21 protein-coding genes are annotated in these 23,722 nt (G+C 65.7%); 15 read left to right on the top strand and 6 right to left on the bottom strand.

The annotated features are described in order from the left end of the window. The first annotated feature begins 300 nt into the window (after positions 1-300). A complete protein-coding gene (locus tag G6N19_RS09670; protein WP_041319203.1) occupies positions 301-870 on the top strand; it encodes a TetR/AcrR family transcriptional regulator in 570 nt (189 codons plus the stop codon). Positions 871-948: 78 nt separating this feature from the next. On the opposite strand, the gene G6N19_RS09665 is transcribed toward G6N19_RS09670, so the two are convergent. Genes G6N19_RS09665 through G6N19_RS09655 form a run of 3 tightly spaced genes read right to left on the bottom strand, consistent with a single transcriptional unit; the run spans position 949 to position 4,177 of the window. Then, on the bottom strand, positions 949-1,809 hold the full coding sequence (locus G6N19_RS09665) for an SDR family oxidoreductase (RefSeq protein WP_041319206.1): 861 nt from the start codon (positions 1,807-1,809) through the stop codon (positions 949-951). Next, positions 1,806-2,603, bottom strand: coding sequence for a mycofactocin-coupled SDR family oxidoreductase (locus G6N19_RS09660; RefSeq protein WP_193466214.1), 798 nt, complete (start codon positions 2,601-2,603; stop codon positions 1,806-1,808). Before G6N19_RS09660 ends, G6N19_RS09665 begins: the two co-directional genes overlap by 4 nt. Continuing rightward, positions 2,603-4,177: a flavin-containing monooxygenase gene (locus tag G6N19_RS09655; protein ID WP_193466358.1), complete on the bottom strand. Its 1,575-nt coding sequence runs from the start codon at positions 4,175-4,177 to the stop codon at positions 2,603-2,605. Before G6N19_RS09655 ends, G6N19_RS09660 begins: the two co-directional genes overlap by 1 nt. Positions 4,178-4,344: 167 nt before the next feature. On the opposite strand from G6N19_RS09655, the gene G6N19_RS09650 reads away from it, so the two are divergent. The 6 genes from G6N19_RS09650 to G6N19_RS09625 all read left to right on the top strand — a co-directional run bounded on the left by G6N19_RS09650 (position 4,345) and on the right by G6N19_RS09625 (position 10,989). Next, positions 4,345-5,406: a ferredoxin--NADP reductase gene (locus G6N19_RS09650; RefSeq protein WP_041320418.1), complete on the top strand. Its 1,062-nt coding sequence runs from the start codon at positions 4,345-4,347 to the stop codon at positions 5,404-5,406. A gap of 70 nt (positions 5,407-5,476) precedes the next feature. Then, positions 5,477-6,658: an acyl-CoA dehydrogenase family protein gene (locus tag G6N19_RS09645; RefSeq protein ID WP_041319215.1), complete on the top strand. Its 1,182-nt coding sequence runs from the start codon at positions 5,477-5,479 to the stop codon at positions 6,656-6,658. Between the two features lie 11 nt (positions 6,659-6,669). Further along, complete coding sequence (gene bphC, locus G6N19_RS09640; protein ID WP_041319218.1) at positions 6,670-7,578, top strand: biphenyl-2,3-diol 1,2-dioxygenase; 909 nt, start codon at positions 6,670-6,672, stop codon at positions 7,576-7,578. Beyond that, on the top strand, positions 7,575-9,035 hold the full coding sequence (locus G6N19_RS09635) for an FAD-dependent oxidoreductase (RefSeq protein WP_041319221.1): 1,461 nt from the start codon (positions 7,575-7,577) through the stop codon (positions 9,033-9,035). Before bphC ends, G6N19_RS09635 begins: the two co-directional genes overlap by 4 nt. Before the next feature lie 128 nt (positions 9,036-9,163). Further along, positions 9,164-10,045, top strand: a complete 882-nt coding sequence (locus tag G6N19_RS09630; RefSeq protein ID WP_193466213.1) for an IclR family transcriptional regulator — start codon at positions 9,164-9,166, stop codon at positions 10,043-10,045. After that, complete coding sequence (locus tag G6N19_RS09625; RefSeq protein ID WP_013831174.1) at positions 10,042-10,989, top strand: alpha/beta hydrolase; 948 nt, start codon at positions 10,042-10,044, stop codon at positions 10,987-10,989. The genes G6N19_RS09630 and G6N19_RS09625 overlap by 4 nt, the downstream gene beginning before the upstream one ends. A 4-nt stretch (positions 10,990-10,993) precedes the next feature. On the opposite strand, the gene G6N19_RS09620 is transcribed toward G6N19_RS09625, so the two are convergent. Beyond that, positions 10,994-12,232: an NADH:flavin oxidoreductase gene (locus G6N19_RS09620; RefSeq protein ID WP_013831175.1), complete on the bottom strand. Its 1,239-nt coding sequence runs from the start codon at positions 12,230-12,232 to the stop codon at positions 10,994-10,996. Positions 12,233-12,333: 101 nt separating this feature from the next. Between G6N19_RS09620 and G6N19_RS09615 the strand changes: the two genes are divergently transcribed. Next, positions 12,334-12,687, top strand: a complete 354-nt coding sequence (locus G6N19_RS09615; protein WP_013831176.1) for a hypothetical protein — start codon at positions 12,334-12,336, stop codon at positions 12,685-12,687. Continuing rightward, complete coding sequence (locus G6N19_RS09610) at positions 12,680-13,318, top strand: Dabb family protein (RefSeq protein ID WP_013831177.1); 639 nt, start codon at positions 12,680-12,682, stop codon at positions 13,316-13,318. The genes G6N19_RS09615 and G6N19_RS09610 overlap by 8 nt, the downstream gene beginning before the upstream one ends. A 24-nt stretch (positions 13,319-13,342) precedes the next feature. On the opposite strand, the gene G6N19_RS09605 is transcribed toward G6N19_RS09610, so the two are convergent. Both G6N19_RS09605 and G6N19_RS09600 read right to left on the bottom strand, forming a co-directional pair. Beyond that, entirely contained in the window at positions 13,343-14,230 is an 888-nt protein-coding gene (locus tag G6N19_RS09605) for an SDR family NAD(P)-dependent oxidoreductase (protein WP_041319224.1), read from the bottom strand. Next, positions 14,227-16,149, bottom strand: a complete 1,923-nt coding sequence (locus tag G6N19_RS09600) for an NAD(P)-binding domain-containing protein (protein WP_193466212.1) — start codon at positions 16,147-16,149, stop codon at positions 14,227-14,229. Before G6N19_RS09600 ends, G6N19_RS09605 begins: the two co-directional genes overlap by 4 nt. Positions 16,150-16,268: 119 nt before the next feature. Here G6N19_RS09600 and G6N19_RS09595 point away from each other — a divergent pair, with 119 nt between their 5' ends. The 6 genes from G6N19_RS09595 (at position 16,269) to G6N19_RS09570 (ending at position 23,609) form a co-directional block, all read left to right on the top strand. Then, positions 16,269-17,852 (top strand): acyl-CoA synthetase, encoded by a 1,584-nt coding sequence (locus G6N19_RS09595; RefSeq protein ID WP_193466211.1) that lies wholly within the window; start codon positions 16,269-16,271, stop codon positions 17,850-17,852. A 157-nt stretch (positions 17,853-18,009) separates the two neighbouring features. Continuing rightward, positions 18,010-19,152 (top strand): zinc-binding dehydrogenase, encoded by a 1,143-nt coding sequence (locus G6N19_RS09590; protein ID WP_193466210.1) that lies wholly within the window; start codon positions 18,010-18,012, stop codon positions 19,150-19,152. After that, on the top strand, positions 19,152-20,573 hold the full coding sequence (locus tag G6N19_RS09585) for an aldehyde dehydrogenase family protein (protein WP_193466357.1): 1,422 nt from the start codon (positions 19,152-19,154) through the stop codon (positions 20,571-20,573). Before G6N19_RS09590 ends, G6N19_RS09585 begins: the two co-directional genes overlap by 1 nt. 65 nt (positions 20,574-20,638) lie before the next feature. Beyond that, positions 20,639-21,424 carry a crotonase/enoyl-CoA hydratase family protein gene (locus tag G6N19_RS09580; protein WP_193466209.1) on the top strand — a complete coding sequence of 262 codons (786 nt, stop codon included), beginning with the start codon at positions 20,639-20,641 and terminating at the stop codon, positions 21,422-21,424. After that, a complete protein-coding gene (locus G6N19_RS09575) occupies positions 21,424-22,575 on the top strand; it encodes an acyl-CoA dehydrogenase family protein (protein ID WP_193466356.1) in 1,152 nt (383 codons plus the stop codon). Before G6N19_RS09580 ends, G6N19_RS09575 begins: the two co-directional genes overlap by 1 nt. Beyond that, positions 22,572-23,609, top strand: a complete 1,038-nt coding sequence (locus G6N19_RS09570) for an acyl-CoA dehydrogenase family protein (protein WP_193466208.1) — start codon at positions 22,572-22,574, stop codon at positions 23,607-23,609. Before G6N19_RS09575 ends, G6N19_RS09570 begins: the two co-directional genes overlap by 4 nt. Positions 23,610-23,722 lie beyond the last annotated feature (113 nt).

Genomic DNA, 23,722 nt, shown 5'->3' with positions numbered 1-23,722 from the left:
TTGTGATTCTTGGTCGCTTCATCACAAAGACTCCGTGATGGCCCGCTACACCGGCACCGGCACCGCCTACACGACGACCGGGAAATCGGCGGTCGGCGGCCTCCCAAGCAAGAGTTCCAGTGAATGAGAGACCGCAGCACAACTGTCCAAACGCCGGCTTATCGTGCAACGAACGGGCTAGCGGCGAAAGGTAATCGATGTGATTGTCGGCCTCGGCAGCCTACCACCGGGAAGGGCCGGCCTAACTTTCACGGATATGTCCGGATCGCCGGCCTTGTCCGCGCGGCAGGCGCCCGTCCGATGACCCGCCGGGATCCAGTACGCCGACGCGAACGCATTATTGACGTTGCATTGCGGCAGGCCTTCCGTGGCTACGATGCGGTGCAGATCCGTGCAGTGGCGGATGCCGCCGGCGTCTCGACCAGTGCGGTCTATCACTACTTTTCATCAAAGGACGGACTGCTGTTGGAATGTTTGCACAGCTGGCTGAGTGAATTTGAGGACAGCGACGCGCTCGCCATCGTCGGCAAGCGGGGGCCGAACCAGCGACTGCTGCGCGTTGTCGAATCGCTGACCGAACGGCTGTCGTTGACACCTCGCCTCGCGGACACCATGGCGCGTGCGTATCTTCACGCGACGGGTTCAGCGTCCGACACGGCCGAGTTCGTGCGGGACACGCTGATCGAGATCTTCACCGAAGCAATGCATCCCGAACGGCCCCAGTACAACGATCACGTCGCGGCACTGATGACGGATGTATGGATCGCCAATGTCCTTGCGATCGCACAGAAGCGAATGACGGCGGAAGAACTGCGCCGCCGCTTCCAACACGCCATTTCGGCGATCGATAGGAACACCGGTGTTCGCTGACCAGGTGTCGGTGGCATGCCCTGGCACCTCGCCGGTTCACGGCCGGCGTCCACTCAAGGGGCGCCTGATGAACACAGCTCAGCCGTTGGACTGGCCATGGCGGAAGGACCGCGTCAGGTAGCGAGGCAGACTGACCGCTGGAACGGCAGTCGGCCACGAATCGGCGCGGAAGTAGGCGTCAGATCCTCCATCGACGAAAACCACGCTGCCACACATGAAATCAGCCGCGTCGGAGAGCATGAATACCATCCAGTCTGCGAGCTGGCTAGGATCGCCGTACCCGCCTATCGGAACGGGAAACGCCTTGATCGCCTTGGCCTCTTGTGGATTGGCAAGCTGCTCGGCCAACAATGGTGTCATGATAGCGCCGGGAGCGAGCGCGTTCAGCCGGATGCCGGAGCCAGCCCAGGCGTGGGTAACCGCGTGGCGGCGTACCCAGCGCGATACTGCGATCTTCGACGCCGCGTACATGATGGCAGCCGCGCTCTTCCCGAAGATGCGGACCGCCCGTAAGGCCCGGTCCGCGTCGCCGGCGAGCAGTGCGCGGATCGCCCGCTGTGGCACCAGCGGGGTTGTCGTGGTGGAGTTGCTGCCGATCACGACCACCTTGGCGCGGTCGGCACGCGCCAATGCGGGTCGCAGGGCCATCAGCAATTCGACGACACCGAAGTAGTTGACCTGTGCAATCAGTCGCTGGCGCCCGGCTATGGGTCCCAGTCCCGCAGCGAGAACGGCCCCGTCGAGGACGCCGTCGCAAGCGGCCAGCGCCGTCGCGGCGGCCGTACGACGCCCCTCGGCGGTCGAAAGGTCAGCGATCACGTCGGCGCTCTTGAGGTCGATGCCGATGACGGTATGCCCGGTCGCGCGGAGCTTCTCCGTAGCCGCACGACCCATGCCCGAGGCAGACCCGGTGACGACGTATGTTCGGTCCGTCGTCATGTCTTCTGGGTCAGGCCGGCGTCGACGACAAGCTGAGCCCCGGTGATGTAGCGCGCACTATCGGAAGCCAAAAACACTACCGCGTTCGCCACGTCCCGTGGCTCCACCCAAGGCACCGCCAGTAGGTTGCGCGCGGCTAGCACCTTGACCGCGTCGGCCTCGGTCGGATTGTCGACGTCGGGGCATAGTCTTCGGTAGGTGGCCTCGTTGCGAACCGTGGGCGTCGCCACCGCGCCGGGGTGCACCGTGTTCACCCGGATTCCGAGCGGGCCGAGTTCGTTGGCGAGCGTTCGGGCCAAGCCCACGACCGCATGTTTGCTGGCCGTGTAGTGCGCGGTCTTAGCAGTGCCGCGAAGCCCGTTGGTGGAGCCGATGATAACGATCGCACCGCCGGCCCCCATGTGCGGCACGGCCGCCTTGACGGTGTGCCAGACGCCGGTGACGTTGACGTCGAGCGCCTCTTGCCACACGTCGCTGGTCAGTTCCCAGACGGACGCGCCCGGGGCGTGGATGCCGGCGTTGGCGACGACGATATCCAGGCCGCCCAAGGCGGCCGCTCCCGCGTCGATCGCTTCCGTCACGGCGGGAAGGTTGCGGACATCTGCGGTACCGGTGAAGCAGCGCCGGCCGCGCTCCACTACAGCGGCCGCCGTACTCGCGAGATCATCGGCCGAAGCGCCGGTATCGATGGCAATCACGTCGGCGCCCGCGTCGGCGAGGCGCTCGCAGTGCGCGCGACCGGTCCCGCGGGCGGCACCTGTCACCACCGCGACCTTGTCCGCGAGGTTTGGCATCACGGCGCCTTGAGCAGATTGAACCCCTTGTATCCGGCACTGGCGACCTCGGCGCAGATGTCAAGGTATGTCGCGAGTCCGCCGATGAACAGCATGAAAACCCGTGGCTTTCCGGGGACGTTGGCACCCATGTACCACGAGTTCGCTTTCGGGAAGAGCGTGGCGTCGGCGCGCTGGTTGCATTCGGCGATCCAGTCGGCAACGGCATCTGCGGTCGCCTCGATGGCGGCGTACCCGTGCTCGTCGAGATAGGCGATGGCGTTCGAGATCCAATTGATGTGTGCCTCGGCGTGCAGCACCATATTGGCCAGAACCGCCGGCGCTCCCGGTCCCGAAACCAGGAAGAGATTGGGAAAGCCGTCCACCCCGAGTCCCAGATAGGTGCGGGGCCCGTCGGCCCAGTGGTCGGACAACTTCTGCCCGTTGCGGCCGACGATGTCGATCTTGGCAAGCGTACCGGTCATGGCGTCAAAGCCGGTGGCCAGCACGATGGCGTCGAGATCGAAGTGGGCCGCCGACGTCTGAATACCGGTCCGGTCGATCGATTCGATAGGCGTCTTGCGGACACTGACCAATGTCACAGTCGGCCGGTTAAACGTCTGGAAATAGTTGGTGTCGGTACAGATTCGTTTGGTACCGATGGGGTGGTCGTTGGGGATCAACAGTTCCGCGACTGCCGGGTCGTCGATCTCCGCACGGATTTTCTCCTCGTAGAACTTGCGGGCTTCCTCGTTGGCCTCCAGGCTGATCATCTGGTCGGCGAAGGTTTTGGAGAACAGGACTCCGCCCAACTGCCAGCGTTCCTCGAACGCTGCACGGCGCTCTTCGAGCGTGGTCTCCATGGTCAGCTTGGGATGCGCCACGTGCGGAGACCCCCCGCCACTACGCCATGACAGGCGGCGGCGTTCTTCGTAGGTCGCTTTGGCGTGCTTGATCTCTTCAGCGGTCAACGGCCGGTTTCCCGCTGGCACACTGTAATTCGGTGTGCGCTGGAAGACATACAGGTGTGCGGCCTGCTCGGCGATGATCGGTATCGACTGGACGCCCGACGATCCGGTGCCGATCACACCAACACGTTTTCCGGTGAAGTCCACGTCATCGTGCGGCCAATGTGCGGTGTGATAGGTCTCGCCGGCAAAGGTGTCCAGCCCCGGGATATCGGGCGTCAGCGGGGAGGACAACGGCCCGGTGGCCATCACCACGAACCGGGCCGTCACCGTCTCGCCGGTATCGGTGGCCACCGTCCACCGCACCGCCTCCTCGTCGTAGACCGCCGACACAACCCTCGTGTTGAATGTGACTCCCGGCCGCAGGTCCAGCTTGTCGGCGACCCACTTGATGTATTCGAGGATCTCGGCTTGCGTCGCGTACTTCTCCGTCCAGGTCCACTCCTGTTGCAGCTCATCGGAGAACGAGTAGCAATAGTCCAGGCTCTCGACGTCACAGCGCGCTCCCGGATACCGATTGAAGTACCAGGTCCCGCCGACCTCCGGCGCCGCCTCGAAGGCCCGGACCGCCAGGCCCTGTTGCCGGAACTTGTGCAAGGCGTACAGGCCACCGAATCCCGCGCCCACTACGACGACATCGACATGCTTCTCGGTCGCACTGCTCACGCCGGTGAGGTTAGTCCCTGCTCGAACCAGGGACTCCACGGTTTCCCGGTCAACGGGCAGCAAGATTTTTTCCCGGCTACTGGTGAGGACCGGTGACCGAATCAGCGGCCCTGCTCAAGATGTCACCCATGACCGATACAGAATCCAGCGGCCGATCCAGCGTCGCTCCACGGACCGTAGAACTGACGATCACAGCGGTCATCGATGAGAATCACGACACGAAGTCTCTGGTGCTATCCGTCCCCGACGAACACCGGCCACAGTTCGTATATCGCCCGGGTCAGTTCCTGACGCTGCGCATCCCGAGCGACGTGACCGGATCGGTAGCGCGCTGCTACTCATTGGCAAGTTCTCCTTTCACCGACGAAGCCCCCAAGGTCACCATCAAGCGTGCGACGGGCGGCTACGGTTCGAACTGGCTGTGCGACAACGCTTCCGTCGGAGGCAAGATCGATGTGTTGCCGCCGGCCGGATTGTTCACTCCGAACGATCTGGACGCCGATCTGTTGCTGTGGGCCGCCGGCAGCGGTATTACACCGGTGATGTCGATCCTCAAATCAGTGCTCGCCGCGGGCAGCGGGCGGGTGGTCCTGTGCTATGCCAACCGTGACGAACGCTCGGTTATCTTCGCTGCCGAGCTGCGCGAACTGGCGGCCCGTTACGTGGGGCGATTGACCGTGCTGCACTGGCTCGAGTCGATTCAGGGCCTGCCAACACGCGCTCAACTGGCCGGGTTCGCCCGGATGTTCCCCGGTTACCACTCCTTCATCTGCGGCCCCGCGGCGTTCATGGCCGTGGTCAGCGAAGCACTCACCGAAGTCGGCGTGCCGCGGGAGCATGTTCACCTGGAGATCTTCCAGTCGTTGACCGGTGATCCGTTCGCCGAGGTCGTTGTTCAAGAGGACGCCGGCGAAGGCCGACTTGCCGACGCGCAGGTCACTCTCGACGGGCAGACGCACCGCCTGTGCTGGCCTCAAGACCGCAATCTGGTCGACGTGATGCTCGCCGCGGGCCTCGACGTGCCCTTTTCGTGCCGGGAGGGCAACTGCGGATCCTGTGCAGCAACAGTCGTCGAAGGCGAAGTCGACTTGGGTAACGCGGCCATACTCGAGGAACAGGACATCGCCCAAGGGCTGTTCTTGGCCTGTCAGGCATGCCCACGATCCAGCAAGCTGCGGATCGAGTTCTGACCGCGACTCTCGATCCCGCTCACCGGGATCGCCCGAGAATTTGCAATCCCACCACGTCCACCATCGGTGCATGACTAAACGGGTGATCGACAGCGTCGCCGAACTCGCGGACCAGCTTCGCGGCCAGGCAGCGGAAGCCGAGAAGATCGGCAAACTGACCGACAACACGGTCAAGACGATGAAGCAGATCGGCAACATTCGGCTCCTGCAACCGAAAGGTCTTGGTGGGCTGGAAGTCCACCCCCGTGAATTCGCTGAAACGGTGATGCTGACTGCCGCGTTGGATCCCTCCGCAGGATGGATCAACGGCGTGGTCGGGGTGCACCCCTATCAGCTGGCGTACGCCGATCCCCGAGTCGGGGCCGAGATCTGGTCCGACGACGTCGACACCTGGGTAGCATCGCCGTACGCCCCACAGGGGGTCGCCAAGCCGGTCGACGGTGGTTACCTGTTCAACGGTCGTTGGCAGTTCAGCTCCGGCACCGACCACTGCGACTGGATCATTCTGGGCGCCATGATCGGCGACGCCGACGGCAAGCCGCTGATGCCCCCGCAGATGTTGCACATGATTCTGCCGCGCAAGGACTACGAGATCGTCGAGGACTCGTGGGATGTAGTGGGTCTGCGCGGGACCGGGTCCAAAGACGTCATCGTGTCGGACGCGTTCGTCCCGGCGTACCGAACGATGGATGCGATGAAGGTCATGGACGGCACCGCCCAGCGGGAAGCCGGGATGACCGAGCCGCTCTATCTCATGCCCTGGTCGACGATGTTCCCGCTGGGCATCTCCGCAGCCACCATCGGGATCGCCGAGGGTGCGCTCGCCGCCGCTCTCGATTACCAGCGTGAGCGCGTCAACTCCAGCGGCGTGGCGATCAAGGATGACCCTTACGTCATGTATGCCATCGGTGAGGCGGCCGCCGATATCAATGCCGCCCGCCAGGAACTGCTCACCAACGCCGATCGAATCTACGACATGGTTGCTGCCGGCAAGGACGTCTCCTTCGAGGACCGGGCAGCCGGCCGACGGACGCAGGTGCGGGCGGTATGGCGCGCGGTCTCCGCCGTCGACGAGATCTTCGCCCGCTGCGGCGGAAATGCCGCCAGGATGGACAAGCCGCTGCAACGTTATTGGCGCGATGTCCATGTCGGGCAGGCGCACGCCATCCACGTTCCGGGCACCGTGTATCACGCGTCGGCGCTGAGCTCACTCGGCGTGGACCCCCAGGGGCCGCTGCGGGCGATGATCTAGGGAGCTGACCCGTGAACGCCATTAAGAGTCTGGGATATGTGTACGTGCAGACGAGCGACATCGATCGGTGGCGCCACTTCGCCTTCGGTGTACTGGGTTTCGCCCAGGGCAGTGGACCCGATGCAGACTCGCTGTATCTGCGAATGGACGAGCGCGCAGCACGTATCATCGTCAGTCCCGGCGATAGCGACAAGATCGTCACCGTCGGTTGGGAGGTACGCGACCACACCGCACTCAGCGACGTCCGCAGCGCCTTGCAACGCGCCGGTATCGAATACACGCAACTGTCGCCGGCGCAGGCCGATGTCCGTCGCGTCGAAGACGGCGTCGCATTCCATGATCCGGCTGGAAACCACCTCGAAGTGTTTCACGGCCCGGTGCTGGATCACAGCCCGGTAATCACCCCGTTCGGCGCGAGATTCGTGACCGGGGACCAAGGCCTCGGCCACGTGGTTTTGCCGGCTCTGGACGTCAACGGCCTATTCGCCTTCTATACCGAGACACTGGGCTTCAAGTCGCGAGGGGCATTCCGAGTGCCGGCACCGCCGGAGTTCGGACCGGTGCGCGTGCGTTTCCTGGGGGTCAACGAGCGCCATCACAGTCTCGCGCTCTGCCCGGCAGCGACGCTGCGCGACCCCGGTCTGATCCATCTGATGGTCGAGGTGGACACGCTCGACGCAGTCGGCCAGGCGCTCGACCGGGTCAACCGGGACGGATTTCAACTGTCCTCGACACTCGGTCGGCACACCAACGACAAGATGGTGTCATTCTATGTTCGCGCCCCCGGGGACTGGGACGTGGAGTTCGGCACCCAGGGCATGCGCGTCAACGAAAGTCACTACACCGCTGAGGAAATCACCGCTGACAGCTATTGGGGCCACCAATGGGTTGATGACCTGCCGGCAGCAATGCGCCCGTGAGGAACGACGTCTCCCCGATTGCCGCCGCAGACATTTGTAGCTGGGACCACGAGGCCGACGTCGTCATTGCCGGATTCGGGGTAGCCGGCGCCGCTGCCGCGGTGGAGGCGACCCGCGCCGGCGCCGACGTGCTGGTGCTCGAGCGCACCGGATCATGGGGCGGAGCAGCGGCAATGGCCGGCGGATTCATCTATCTCGGCGGCGGGACGTCCTTGCAGGCGGCGTGCGGCTTCGAGGATTCCGTCGACAACATGTCGGCCTTCCTCAACGCTGCCATGGGCCCGGGCGCAGACGAGAACCGGATCGCCGACTACTGCGCCGGCAGCGTGGCCCACTTCGAGTGGCTGGTCGGCTGCGGAGTGCCGTTCAAGGCCGAGTTCTTCGGCGAGCCCGGATGGGAGCCGCTGGGCGACCACGGCCTGATGTACTCCGGTGGGGAGAATTCCCACCCCTTCAACACCATCGCCAGTCCCGCACCGCGTGGCCACATCCCACAGATGGTCGACAAGAAGCAGGGCGAGGCCAGCGCCGGCTACATGTTGATGAAGCCGCTCGTGAACACCGCACTGGCCGCGGGCGCCCGGGCGCTCTACGACATTCGCGCGCAGCGACTCGCCGTCGAGTCCGACGGCCGAGTCGTTGGCGTCATCGCCCGCCAGTACGGCAAGGACATCGCCCTGCGTGCCCGCCGCGGAGTGGTGCTGGCCACCGGTAGCTTCGCCTACAACGACGCCATGGTGGCGCAGTTCGCACCGCGCATCGCGGGCCGGCCCGCGGCATCGGTAGAGCAGCACGATGGTCAGTCGATCCGGATGGCCCAGGCGCTGGGCGCCGACCTTGCCCACATGGATGCCACCGAGGTAGCCATCTTCATCGACCCCCAGCAACTCGTGCGCGGCATTCTGGTCAACGGTCGGGGCCAGCGCTATGTCGCCGAGGACAGCTATCCCGGCCGGATCGGGCAGCTGACGCTCTACCACCAGGACAACACCGCCTACCTGATCCTCGACGACGCAGCCCAAGAAGCGGCGATGGCGTCGGCCTCACCGAAACTCATGATGCGCCCGCCCACCTGGGTCGCCGGCACCGTCGCCGAACTCGAATCGGAGATGGGATTGGCCCCCGGCTCGCTGCAAGCCACGGTTGCCACCTACAACGCGGGCGCTGCCCGCGGGACGGACCCCCTGCTGCACAAGAAGGCGCAGTGGCTGAGACCCATCGGCTCTCCGGTCGGGGCGATCGATCTGCGCGACTGCACCGGCGGGTTCACCCTAGGCGGCCTGGCCACCACGCTCGACGCAGAGGTCGTGCACGTCAGCGGTGTGCCGATCCCCGGCCTCTACGCGGCGGGACGTTCGGCGGCAGGGCTGGCTGCCTGGGGTTATGCCAGCGGAATCTCGCTGGGCGACGGCAGCTTCTACGGCAGGCGGGCCGGGCGCAGCGCCGCACGACCCTGACAGGCGCTTATGTCGCTGCGGCTATGCGGCACCCCCGAATCCGGCGATGAGTGTGACAGCACCCACACACGTGTGGTAGGTATATGTGCATTAGACATATGTCTATTAGTAATACGGACGGAGACCTGATGCCCCCCGCACCTGCGCTGCCCACGACCGCTCCCAAGAAGGCCGCCGCCGAAACCCCCAGCGCCGTCATCGACCGGGTCTCCCTGGTCCTCGACGCATTCGACGGACCCGGGCGCTTGACTCTGGCCCAGATCGTGCGGCGGACGGGGCTGCCGCGTTCATCTGCGCACCGGATGCTCGAGCGCCTGGTGCAGTTGCGCTGGTTACGTCGCAGCGGGCGCGACTACGAATTGGGTATGCGACTGGTCGAACTCGGTTCGCTGGCCGTGCACCAGGACCGCTTGCACAGGGCGGCCATCCCCAAGCTGCACGAACTGCACGCAGCGACCGGCCTGGTGGTCCACCTCGCTGTCCTCGAAGGGTCCGATGTGGTGTACATGGAGAAGGTCGGCAACCGTATGGCCGCAGCGATCCCCTCCCGTGTCGGCGGTCGCCAGTCAGCGCACTGTACGGCGTTGGGCAAAGCGATGTTGGCCTTCGCCGACGAGTCCGGGCGGGACGCCTCGGATACTGACCTGCTCCCCCGTCAAACCAAGTACTCGATCTCCACCCATGCCCAACTCCGTAACGAACTGCTGAAGGTACGCTCTCGCGGCATAGCCTTCGACCGGGAGGAGTCACTGCCCGGCTTCGGTTGCGTGGCCGCGCCGATCGGTGACCCTGGCGAGGCGGTCGCAGCGATCTCGGTCTGCGGACCGATGAACCGGATGATGTTCGACCAACGCCTGGTCGCCCCGGTGCGTATCGCCGCGATGGGTATCTGGCAAGCCGTGGACTGTGGCCCCATTCGCGTGGCGCCCACGCTCCAGCAGAGGCGGCCACTACGCGGCGGGCCGGCCCTGCGCCCAGCGGTCCACGACGCGAACCTGCGGCTCGCATGATTCTGGATCCGCAGATCGCCTCCATCATCGAAGTGCTCAACGCCGGCTTCCCACCGGTCCACACCATGACCGGCGACGAAGCCCGTACCGCCATCCGCGCCCGTTTCACGCCGCCCGCCAATCCCGAACCCGTGGCCGAAGTACACGACCGTGCCGTCGCGGGCCCGGGCGGACCGGTTCAGATCCGGATCTACCGTCCCACCGCGGCCGACGAAACCCCGGTCCCGACCCTGGTCTACGCGCACGGCGGAGGTTGGGTGTTCTGTGACCTGGACAGCCACGATGGCCTGTGCCGGGATTTTGCGAACCGCCTTCCCGCCGTTGTTGTCTCAGTGCACTACCGGCGCGCGTCAGAAGAGGGGCGTTGGCCCGCTGCTGCCGAGGACACCTACACCGTCACCAACTGGGCGGCGGACCACATCGGCGAACTCGGCGGCGACCCGAATCTTCTGCTCGTCGGCGGCGACAGCGCCGGCGGTAACCTTGCCGCCGTCACTGCACTGATGGCCCGAGACCGGATGGGGCCGCGCCTGGCCGCCCAGCTGCTGCTGTATCCGGTTATCGCAGCCGACTTCGATACACAGTCCTACCGCCAGTTCGGCCGCGGCTACTACAACCCGCTGCCCGCACTGCAGTGGTATTGGGATCAATACGTGCCCGACGTGGCCGACCGCACCCACCCCTATGCGTCGCCGTTGCATGCCGCGGACCACTCCGGGCTTCCTCCGACAGTCGCGGTGATCGCCGGCCACGACCCGCTACGTGATGAGGGACTCGCCTACATCGAGGCGCTGCGACGGGCGGGCGTGCCGACGGTACAGCGCTACTTTGAGGGCGCCGTGCACGGATTCATGACGATGCCCACGCTCGGCATCTGTGCACGGGCGCGCAAGCAGGCGTGTGCCTACCTCACCGGGCTCTTGCCCCGGCCGGTCAAGAACTAGCCGATCAGCCTTTTGCGGCAATGGTTTCCGACGGGGCACCAACAGACATGGCGGTCCCGTAACGCTGGTCGGGGTCGAGGACGCAGTGGGTCCGCGAGAATACCGTCACCATGCACTTGTTGCAGTGGGTGCAGCGACTACGTACCTCGGGGTCTTCGGTCATCCTGTTGACCAGATCCGGCTCTCGCAGCAGGGCTCGGCCCATGGCCATGAAATCGAAACCCTCCCGCATACCGGTTTCCAGGTGCTGGCGATTGGTGATACCGCCGAGCAGGATCAGCTTGGTATTGCGCATCACGGGAACAAACTGGCGCGCCGCCGAGAGCATGTAGAGGTCCTGGTAGGGATACGCGCCCATCGCCCATTTGCCCAACACCCGAACCCCGGGGCGCATCGCGCGCGGCATCACCCGGGCGAATTCGCGCACCGGCACGTCGCCGCGGAACAGATACATCGGCTTGAAAACCGACGAACCCTGGGTCAGTTCAATGGCGTCGAGTGTCGCGTCGGCATCGAGGAGTTGTGCTGTGCGCAACGCTTCATCGATCCAGATGCTGCCCGGTAGGCCGTCATCCATGTCGAGCTTTGCGATCACCGCGATATTTCGCTGCACGACTTCGCGGACTCGTTCGGCGATCTCGCGCACCAGTCGCGACCGGCCGTCGATGTCGCCTCCGTACTCGTCCTTGCGACGGTTGATCAAGGGGCTGAGGAAGGAGCTCGGCAGATACAAGTGGCCGAAGTGCAGCTCAACCGCATCGAATCCGGCGTCGACGGCAACCTGCGCCGCTGCGGCGAACTGATCGATGAGGGCGCGGATCTCGTCACGGCGAATCTCGCGGCAATAGGCGAACGAGGTGGGGTTGACAAAGCGGCTCGGCGCCACCGCAGTCACGCCGGTCAGCTTCTTCTGTGCCACCACACCGGCGTGGCCGAGTTGCGCCGAGATGGCTGCACCGGCACCGTGCACTGCACTGGTCAGCTTCTGCAGTCCGGGCAGCGCCCCGGAGTCCATCACAATCTGTCCCGGGGCACTGGCCCCTTGCGGCGACACGCAGCAGTACGCCACGGTAGTCATCCCGACGCCGCCGTCGGCGAAACGCAGGTGGAAGTCGATCAGGTCGTCGGTGACCAAGCCCTGCGGTGAACGGCCCTCGGACGTCGCGGCTTTGATGACCCGATTCCGCAGCCGGACCGGACCCAGGTCGGCTGGCGCGAACGGATTCGGGTTCAGATCTGCCATGGGTCAACAGTTGTCCCCGTCCACCGTCCACGTCAACGGTGATCTCCCGATGTCTGGGACTACAACCGCGCGGGCCGTGGGTCGGCCTCTAGCCTTCTGCCATGGCAGAGGTGTTCGTCATCGATCGGATACTGACCAAACCTGGCCAGACCCGCCGATTCGTCGACCGCTATCTCGCCGAATACGCGCCCGGGGCCAGGGAGCGCGGGATGACGCTGCAAAATGTACTGGTCAGTCCGCCGATCTGGTTCGATGACCAGTCGAACACGGTAACGATCACCTGGTCGTTGCCCAGCCCGCTGGCTTGGTGGCAGATGACCTGGCAGGGACGCCCTGACGCCACAGTGGGGCAATGGTGGTCGGCGATCGACGAGTTGGTTGTGGAGCGGACCCGCTCGGTCGCGGCCGCTGCCCACGACGTCGACGCACTGTGCGGTGAGGCGACCGATGTTTAGCGTCACGCGACTTCTCGATGTCGATCCCCCCGAACGTGACCGCGTGCTGGCGACCGTCTGTGCAGCCGCCGAGGCCAGCAGTGCGCTGCGTTGGGTCGTCGAACGGACCGAATCCGGTTCGCGTAACGGCGGTGACCTGCTGGCGCACCTGCGTTTCACCGACCGGGAGCACTGGCGATCTGAGGAGCCGCGTTTCGCCCGAGCGCTGAGCGATCCGGCGATCACTCGACTCAACGGAGCGACCTATCCGGGAGACCCCACCTGCGTCGGCGGCGCGGGCAGGGTGTACCGAACGCTGCTGCTGCGCGTGCAGCCCGATACGCCGTCGGCCACCGTGGCTCGTTTCGAAGCAGAGCTGACATCGATGCCGCACTACGTCACCACGATTCGCGCCTGGCAGCTCAGCCGGGTGCACGAACCGGTGGGCCGCACGGCATGGACGCACGTCTTTGAGCAGGAATTCACCGACGTCGAGGGGCTGATGGGTCCATACTTGATGCACCCAATCCACTGGGCGGTGGTGGATCGATGGTTCGACCCGGAGAGCCCCGATGTGATCATCCACGACCGGGTCTGTCATAGCTTTTGTGTCCTGAACCGCCCGGTATTGCATCCGGTTCGGACCCGGTGAGCAGCGCGCGCCCGTTGGCGCCGGTCAGAGTCCGGCGGGCAGGATGTTCGGATTGGCGACTTTCGGTGGCTCCAGTGGTGGAAGCCGCGTGCTGCCGTCGAGGCTGTGCACCGCCAGCTGCTGCGACCACGGGTAGTGCAGGCTGAAGGCCACCAGGCCGGTGCGCTCGGCGGCCGGAAGGTGGCACATCGCCAGCACGGTCTCGGCGAGGTACTCCACCGGTTCGGTCGGAAATGTCTCGGGGATCAGGCTGTCTGCGCCGGGGGTGCGCACCGCGCTGGATGGGCCTACGACGTTGACAGCGATATTGGCGTCCAGCAGTTCAGCCGCCAGGCCCTGGGTGAGCCGGTGCAGCGCCGCCTTCATCGATGCGTAGACCACATCTCCGGAGGTCTTGTTGTACGGACGGTAAGGCCGTGCCGGTGCCAGCCCGGTGACCGATCCGATGTTCACGATCCATCCCGCGCCTTGTCGCCTCATACGTGGAATCGCCTGCTGTATCAACACAAAGGGGGTGCGCACGTAGTGTTCTACGGTGCGGTCGAAGGTTTCCATCGACATCTTCTCGATGATCGAGTAGTCGGCATAGCCGGCGTTGTTCACCAGGATGTCGAGGCGGCCGGTGCGCTCGACCACCTGGTCGATGAGTCCGGCTCGCTGTCCGGTGTCCTCCAGGTCGGCAGCGATACCGAATGCCGTCCCGCCGGCAGCCTCGATCAAGTCGATGGTCTCGGCGATCGTGCCGGGTAGCGACTTCGTCTGCCCCGCGCGAGTAGACGGCGAGGGCTGGTGCGAGCGGGCAGTCACGGCCACCGTCGCACCTTCGGCAGCCAACCGCTGCGCGATCGCCCGGCCGATGCCACGGCTGCTACCGGTGACTAATGCTGTTCTGCCACTGAGTAACCCGCTCACTGGAGGACGAGGTCTCCTTCGATCGGAGCCCGGTGGCTCTGCCACACGTCGATCAGCCGGAACGGAAACGCGGTGACGATACGGCCCCCGCCCGAGCGATAGTAGGTGTGCGCGGTCGGGGTGTGGCACCACACGGTTTGCTCCATCGCGTCGTCGATCTGGCGGACGTAACCTTCGAACGCCTCCGGCTTGACTTCGATCGTCGACGCATCGCGCAGCGCCATCAACTGTAAGCATTCCATTACGTAGTGCACCATCACCTCGACGCCGAAGTTGTGGCCGGCGCCATGGCCCGGGCTGTAGTTGGGCGCCGAGGAGATGAACAGGTTGGGGAATCCGGGCACCATGCCGCCCCGGTATGCGCTCGGGCTGTCCCCCCAGACCTCGCTGAGCTTGCGTCCGTCGCGGCCCCGGATGTCCACGGTGGACAAGAAATCCAGGTAGTAACCAGTGGCGTAGACGATGACGTCCAGGTCGATCTGCCGACCGTCCTGCGTGACGATGCCATGCTCGTTGACCCGAGCGGGTTCGCTGGCTTCGACATCGACGTGGGGTTCGGCCAGCGCCGCGTAATAGCCGCCGGGGTCTCGGATGATCCGCTTGCCGTACGGCGCGAAGTCGGGGGTGACCTTCTTCGCCAGCTCAGAGTCCGCCCCGAACACCCGGTCGATGTAATCCAGGCACATCTGCAGCAGCACGTCGTTGGTGGGCGAGATCGACAGGTGCTCAGCAGCCCATTCCGGGTCTCGCACAATGACCGGATAGTTGTTGTCCGCGGTACCCCAGAACGACTTGAGCCGATTCCAATTGGCATAGAACGGGATGTGGGTGTTGAGCCAGCGGCGGTGATCGGGCACATCGTCGGTCAAACGTTTGCGCGGCGCCACCCAGTGCGGCTGGCGCTGGAACACCGTCAAATGCTCGACGTCGCCCACACACGCGTCCACGATCTGGACCGCGGTACAGCCCGCCCCGATGATCGCCACCTTCTTGCCGCGCAGGTCGAGGGTGCGATCCCACTCAGCGGAGTGGATGCTCACCCCGGCGAAGGTGTCCTGCCCGGGAAAGTCCGGCCTCCGGGGGCGATTGAGGTAGCCGGCAGCCGGGATGACGACGTTGGCGTAGCTGAGATCGCGGGTGCCGTTGGCATCCACGGCGTGGATCTGCCACTGCAGGCGGTCTTCGTCCCACCACAGGGCTTCGACCTCGGTGCAGAACCGGGTGTGGTCGCGCAGATTGTTCTTGTCGGCCACCGACTCCAGATACTTCTGATATTCGGCGCCTTGCGGGTAATAACTCGACCAGTCGCCGTTGATGTCGCGCGACAGCGAGTAATAGGCGGATGGGGTGTCGACACCGATGCCCGGATACACGGTGGTGTACCAGGTGCCACCCACCTCATCGTTGCGGTCGATGATCTCGTAGTCGATGCCGGCGGCGGAACATTCCAGCGCCGCTGCCATCCCGGCGATACCGGCGCCGATGATGACCACCTTGAACCCGCTCGGCAGGGAGGCGGTCCGCGGCAACACCGGCTGTGACGGCTGAAACCCGCCCTGCTCGAGCAGCAGGCCGATGTACTCTTCGGTCACCGGGGTGCCGAGCGCAAGCGGGGCGATGCGGGCGAACAGACTGGGATCGTCGACCGGCAGCGCTGCCTGTGGACGCGGTGCGCCGAGCGCGGCCGCCACCGCGTCCACCAGCCGTTCACGGGTTTCTGGATCGGTGAGACCAACCTGCTCCGGCGGGTCGGGCTCGAAGAAGATCTTGTCCGCGAACCGATCGACGGCGGCAGGGTCGCCGGTCAGCTGCGCCAGCACAGCGACCAGGACGCCGGCGTCCGCCTGACGCAGATTGGCCCGCAGCTCCTCGGGATCCAGGCCCGTGCGGTCGGCCGTCACCGGCACGTCGGTCGTCATCGAACCTCCTTGGTCGTGACGACGAGTATCCGATCGGCGGCGGCCAAGTGCCCGGCTCGTGTCTACTCAGCGGGACGCTGTTTGAGTGTGGATTGACCGTTGGACCTACAGTCCGGGGCATGAAGGAGCTGGATGCCGTGCTCGCAGCGGCCCGTAGCCACGCGCTCGGTGACATCCCGCGGCGCCCGGCCCGCAAGCACCCGGACAAGATCGCGCTCATCGACGGCGAGGTGTCGCTGACCTTCGCCGAGTTCGAGCAGCTTGTCGACCGCGCCGCAGCTGCGTTGCAGGACCGTGGATTCGGTCCCGGCGACCGTGTCGCGGTGCTGGCGCGCAACTGCTGGCAGTACGCGGTTCTGGCCTTCGCCACCGCCCGGGCCGCGGTGGTGCTCGTTCCGATCAACTTCATGCTGACCGCCGAGGAGATCGCGTTCATCCTCGAGCACAGCGGGGTCAGCGGATTCATCGTCGAGGCCGATCTTGCTGCTACGGCCCAGACCGCGATGCAAGGCAGTCGGTCTGTTCGAACCACCGCGGCCTTGGTCCCGCCCGGCCAGACCCTGCCCTCGGGTTGGAGTGACTTCGCGCAGTGGCTGCAGACCACCTCAAAGGCTCCGCAGCCGTATGTCGCCGACGATCAACTGATCCGGCTGATGTACACCAGCGGAACCGAGTCGCGGCCAAAGGGCGCGATGCATTCCACCCGAAGCCTGATGGGCAACTACATCAGCTCGATCATCGCCGGGTCGATGGAGAGCACCGATATCGAGATCCACTCCTTGCCGCTCTATCACTGCGCACAACTCGACAACTTCCTCATCACCGATATCTACCTCGGTGCCACCAGCATCATCCTGCCGCGTCCCGAACCCGAGGCGGTGCTGCGCGCCATTGAAAAGTACGGTGTCACGAGTTATTTCGCGCCGCCCACGGTGTGGATTTCGCTGCTGCGCTCACCGTTGTTCGACCAGGTGGATCTGTCCACACTGTGCAAGGGCTACTACGGCGCATCGGCCATGCCGGTTGAGATCCTGGCCGAAATCCGCGATCGGCTGCCCGGTCTGCGGTTGTGGAACTTTTACGGGCAGACCGAAATGGCTCCGCTCGCATCGGCTCTGGGTCCCGACGAACAGGATGCCCATCCCGGCGCCGCGGGACGACCGGTGATCAATGTGGAAACCGCGATCCTCGATGAGAACGACGCACACGTCGGCAGCGGCATTGTGGGTGAAATTGCCCACCGCAGCCCACATCTGATGCTCGGCTACCTCGACGACGCGGCGAAGACGGCCGAAGCCTTCCGGGGCGGCTGGTTTCATTCCGGCGATCTGGGCTACTACGACACCCACGGCCTGCTGCACGTGGTGGATCGCAAAAAGGACATGATCAAAACCGGCGGCGAGAACGTCGCCAGCCGCGAGGTCGAAGAAGTGCTCTACCGGCACGCCGGCATCGAGGAAGCCGCGGTGTTCGGCCTGCCCCACCCGGTATGGGTGGAGGCAGTCGTTGCCGCAGTGGTGGTCCGCGACGGCATCGAGATCGCCGAAGGTGATGTCCTCACCCACTGCCGGACGCATCTGGCGGGGTTCAAGACACCCAAACGGGTGTTCTTCGTCGAGTCGTTGCCCAAGAATCCGAGCGGCAAACTGCTCAAACGCGAGTTGCGGGACCGGTTCAGCCTCGAGCAGCCAGCGGTGACGTAGCAGGTTGACCGCTGGGCGGGAACGCCGCAGCCACCCGGCTCGGTTGCCTAATACGGTGCCGCGAGGACATCGCTGCGCGCCCACAAGCCCCGCCGTCGGACGTACCGGCGACAACCGCGCCGCGTCGAATCTGGTTTTGACGGAGAGGAATCCGATCGTGAGTACTGGCCCACGCACGGGGCGTATCGCCCGCTTCGACGAACCCGGCAAGCCGTTCGAGATCGACACCGTACCGGTACCGGACGTCGGCCCGGGCGAAATCCTCATCCGGGTGACACGCGCTAACATCTGCGGTTCAGACGTGCACGCCTGGCACGGCACTTTCGCCACCCGTGGGCTCGGCGGGCAACTCCCCACTGTGCTTGGCCACGAAATGGTCGGCTCCGTAGCTGAACTCGGCGCAGGCGTCACCGCCGACGCCAACGGCAAGCCGCTGAACGTGGGTACCCGGGTGGTGTTTCCCTACTTCTTCTGCTGTCACACCTGCCGCAACTGCCTGGCCGGGCGTCGCAACGCCTGCCTCAACCTGAAGATGGCGATGCTGGGCCGCGCCGACGAGCCGCCGTACTTCGTCGGCGGCTACGGCGACTACTTCCTCCTACCGGCCGGGGCAGTCGTCTACACGGTGCCCGATTCGGTATCGGATGAGATCGCCGCCGGAGCCAATTGCGCTCTGTCGCAGGTGATGTACGGCCTCGAGCGGGTCGGGCAGCAACTCGGCGAGTACGTCGTGGTCCAGGGCGCCGGCGCGCTCGGCCTGTACGCCATCGCGGTGGCCAAGGCACGCGGCGCCGCCAAAGTGATCGCCATCGACGGCATCGCCGAACGCCTCAAGTTGGCCGCGGCTTTCGGGGCCGACGCCGTCATCGACATCACCGAGGCCACCACCGACAAGGAGCGCGCCAAGATCGTCCGGAATCTCACCGACGGGCACGGCGCCGACGTGGTGGTCGAGGTGGTCGGCCATCCCGCCGCCATCGACGAAGGGCTCAAGCTGCTCGGCCAGTTCGGGCGCTACGTCGAGATCGGCAACATCAACATCGGCAGAACATTCGCGTTCGACCCGTCGCGATTCGTCTTCGGCAACAAGACCATGGTCGGCGTCTCGCTCTACGACCCGGCCGTGCTGTCCCGGGCACTGGACTTCCTGGCGGACTACCAGCACAAGCTGCCATTTGAGATTCTCGCATCCGCCTGCTACCCGCTCGATGACATCAACGAGGCCTTTGCGGCCGCCGACGGCCGACACAACGTCCGCGCCAGCATCGTGCCATGCATTCACCCGACCGGAAAGCGATGATGAGCAACCACGACTACGCCCGCAGCAAGCTCTTCATCGACGGGCGGTGGGTCGATCCCGCCGGAACCGCCACCATCGAGGTGATCGACCCGGCGACGGAACAGGTCTGTGGCTCGGTGCCCAGCGGCACCGAAGCCGACGTCGATGCCGCCGTCGTCGCGGCACGTCGGGCCTTCGACCCGCTGATCACGGTCGATGAACGTCGCGGACGGCTGGACGCGGTGATCACCGCGATGGAACGGCGGTTGCCGGACATCGCCGAGACGATCACCCGGGAGATGGGCGCACCGACCCGGATCGCGCAAAGCGTGCAGACCCAGGTTCCTCTTGCCGTCGCCCACGGATTCGCCGACGTGCTCGCCACGTTCGAGTTCGAGCAGCGGATCGGCAATTCGCTGGTGCTTCGTGAGCCCTACGGCGTCATCGCCGCCATCACGCCGTGGAATTACCCGCTATACCAAGTAGTCGCCAAAGTCCTGCCGGCCATCGCGGCCGGGTGCACCGTCGTGCTCAAGCCCAGCAACGACGCACCGTTGTCGGTGTTCGAGTTCGTTGACGCTCTGGAGAACGCGGGCCTACCACCCGGTGTGGTCAACCTGGTCTCCGGGCCCGGCCGGGTGGTCGGTGAGCGGATGGCCGCTCATCCCGATGTCGACTTCGTGTCCTTCACCGGCTCCACCGCCGTCGGCAGCCGGGTCGGCGAACTGGCCGGGCAATCCATCAAGAAGGTCGCCCTGGAGCTCGGCGGCAAGTCGGCCAACGTGATCCTCGATGGCGCGGACCTGGCGACCGCGATCAAGGTCGGCGTCGGAAACGCGTTCCTCAACGGCGGCCAGACCTGCATGGCCTGGACGCGGATGCTCGTGCCGCTGTCGCGCTACAGCGAGGCGCTGGATCTGGTGCAGGCGGCGGTGTCGAAGTACTCCGTGGGTGACCCGTGGGATTCGGGCACCCGCATCGGCCCGTCGGCCTCCGAAGCCCAGTACCAGACCGTGCTCGGATTCATCGAGCGCGCGCCGCAAGAGGGGGCGCGGCTGGTGGCCGGCGGTGGACAGCAAGTGCGCGACGTGGGCTACTACATCGCCCCTACGGTCTTCGCCGATGTCGACCCGGCCTCCGAACTGGGACAAGAAGAGGTGTTCGGGCCGGTGCTGGCCGTGATCCCGTACCGCGACGCCGACGAGGCGCTAAGCATCGCCAACGGCACGCCGTACGGCCTGTCCGGCGCGGTCTGGGCCGCCGACGACGACACCGCGATCGCGTTCGCCCGCCAGGTGCAGACCGGCCAGCTCGACATCAACGGCGGGAAGTACAACCCCGCGGCACCCTTCGGCGGCTACAAGAAATCCGGTATCGGGCGAGAACTGGGGCGGATCGGTTTCGAGGAGTATCTGCAGATCAAGTCACTCCAACTACCGTGAGACCGGTATCAGGCACGTCTGATGCACCGACCGCTCACCCGACGAGAGTTCGAGGTCTCCAAGCCATGACCACGTCAGCCGAACCGCTGGTAATCACCACAGACAATGCCGTGGCAGTGTGGACCATCAACCTGCCTCACATCGGCAATGCGATCTCCGACACGGAGTTCGTCACCGCCTTCGAGTCCGCCGTGGACGCCGCCAATCGCGACACATCGGTGCGGGCGGTGATCTTGACCGGTGAAGGCAAGATCTTCTCCGCCGGTGGCAACGTCAAAGAGATGGCCGATCGCCAGGGAATGTTCAGCCTGGACCCGCTCGACCAGCGCTATGCCTACGTCGACGGAATCCAGCGGTTGCCGCGTGCCCTGGCGCGACTGGAGATTCCGATCATTGCCGCGGTCAACGGCGCTGCGATCGGCGCCGGCTGCGACCTGGCCGCCATGTGCGACATCCGGATCGCCTCCGAGCGGGCCTCGTTCGCCGAGAGTTTCGTGCAGATCGGCCTGATTCCCGGCGACGGCGGCACCTGGTTCCTGCAACGAGCCATCGGCTACGAGCGGGCCGCCGAGATGACGCTGACCGGCGACCGTGTCGACGCGGCGACCGCGCTGGCCTGGGGACTGGTCAGCCGTGTGGTGCCGCACGACGAACTTCTCAGCGCGGCCAGGGATTTCGCTGACCGGATCGCCAAGAACCCGTCGCATGCGCTGCGGATGGCCAAGCGGCTGCTGCAGGAGTCGCGAACCGGCCCGATGGAGTCGACGCTGGCGATGGCGGCCGCCATGCAGCCGCTGGCCCACCGCGATGCCGAGCATGAGCGTCGCATCGCCGAATGGCGGAGCCCCTGATGGCGCTGCCCCGCTTGGTTCCGGCAGCCGCCGCGGAGTCGGCGAGTACCGCGACGCTACGCGCCGAGGTCCGCGCCTTCCTCGCCGAGCAACTCGCCACCGGCGGTTTCACCCCGTCGGTGGATGCGTGGTTGTGCGGTTGGGACGAAGCCTTCACCGCGGCGCTGGCTGCCCGCGGCTGGCTGGGCATGACCGTGCCGACGGCATACGGCGGCCGGGGCCGTTCCTTCCTCGACCGGTTCGTGGTAACCGAGGAGTTGCTGGCCGCCGGCGCCCCGGTGGCAGCGCACTGGATCGCCGACCGGCAGATCGTGCCGTCGCTGCTCAAATACGGCACCGAAGAGCAGAAGCGGGAATTCCTGCCGAAGATCGCGGCCGGTGAATGCTTCTTCGGCATCGGCATGAGCGAACCGGACTCCGGCTCGGATCTGGCCAGCGTGCGCACCCGCGCGGTGCAGACCGAAGGCGGCTGGCGGCTGACCGGCACCAAGGTCTGGACATCGGGAGCGCATCGGGCCCATGCCTTCATCGTCCTGGCCCGGACCGCACCGCTGGATCCTGCCGATCGCCATGCCGGGCTGAGCCAGTTCATCGTGCGATTCGACGGTCCCGGGATCGAGGTGCGGCCCATCGTCTCGATGGGTGGCAGCCACCACTTCAACGAGGTCATTCTCGACGACGCGTTCGTTCCCGACACCATGGTGTTCGGCGAGATCGGCGAGGGCTGGCGCCAAGTCACCTCGGAACTGAGTTTTGAGCGAAGCGGACCGGAGCGGTTGCTGTCCACTTTCCCGCTGCTGGCCGCCTCGGCGCAGGCCATGGCCGCCCAGCAGATCCCTCATGACGCCGACCTGGGCCGTCTGGTGGCCAGGATCGCGGGGCTGCACCAGATGTCGACCGCCGTGGCCGGGGCACTGGAACGACGCCAGTCCGCCGACCTCGCGGCAGCCGTGGTCAAGGTCCTCGGCACCAGCACGGAGGGCGACATTGCCGACTTCGCCGATCTGCGAGCCGGCGACGACTCGGTGATCGAATCGTCCTACCGGGAACTCATCGCGGCCGCGGTGGACCAACGTCCCGGCTTCACGCTGCGAGGTGGAACCAATGAGGTGTTGCGGGGCGTGATCGCGCGTGGATTGGGGATGCGATGAGCACCTCCGAACCAAACACCCGCGGTGTCGACCGGGGCCTGGCCGACATGATGAACGCGGTGTTCGCCGACTACCGGGAGACGCAGCCGCCCAGCGGGCCGGTCCGTCGCGACACCGAATTGTGGTCCAGCTTGGATCAACTGGGATTGGTGCGGTTGTCCGGCTCCGAAGAGGCCGGGGGAAGCGGCGCGAGCTGGTATGACGCTGCTGAACTGTTCTCGGCGGCGGTGCGGCACGGCGTCCGGGCGCCGTTGGCCGAGCACGACGTCCTGGCCTGTTGGCTCCTCGAGAAAATCGGGGCACCGATCGACGCGGCCGCGCGCACCGTCTGCACGCTCGACGCATCCGGCACCGCCACCGCGGTGCCATGGGCCTCAACCGCCGAGAAGATCGTGGTGGTCTGGCGGCACGATGACATTCATCTGGTGGCCGACGCCGCCCAAACTGATTTGCGAATCACACCGGGCAGCAACCTCATCGGCGAACCGCGCGATACCGTGTCCGCCGAGGTCTCGGCGCTCGCCGGTGTCACCGTCACCGAGCAGCTTCTGACGAAGCTTCGGCTCCGGTCCGCCTTGGTGCGCTCGATACAGGTCTGTGCGGCCTTGGACGAGATCCTCGAGCTCTCCGTCGAGCACACCGGCGCGCGAACCCAGTTCGGCCGCCCGCTGTCGAAGTTTCAGACGATCCAGCATTTGATCGCCGACATCGCGGCCGAAGCCGCACTCGCCCGGGCAGCCACCGAAACTGCTCTCGCAACCGCCGTCGCCAGCGACTGGTCGGCACCCAACCTCGGGTTCCTCGTCGCGGTGGCACGATCCTGCGCCGGGCACGCGACCTCGGTGGCGGTCCGAAACGGCCACCAGGCGTTCGGGGCCATCGGCACCACGATCGAACACCGGCTGCATGAGTACACCCGGGCGGCCCTGGCATGGCGTTCCGAGTTCGGGTCGGTCCGGTACTGGGACGAGGAGGTCACCCGGGCAGCGCTGGCCGCCGGGGCCGCCGGACTGTGGCGCCTGATCACCGACTGAGTCCACGGCGGCTTCGGTGTTCCACTGACCGGTTACCGGGGTGCCGTAGCAGGCCGATCGGCGGTTGAATTCACGGAGCACTTGGTTTCCGCACGCCAATACCTGGGAGACAC

The organism is Mycobacterium novum (assembly GCF_010726505.1).
Taxonomy (GTDB): Bacteria; Actinomycetota; Actinomycetes; order Mycobacteriales; family Mycobacteriaceae; genus Mycobacterium; species Mycobacterium algericum.
This window is presented reverse-complemented; position numbering and strand designations above follow the sequence as displayed.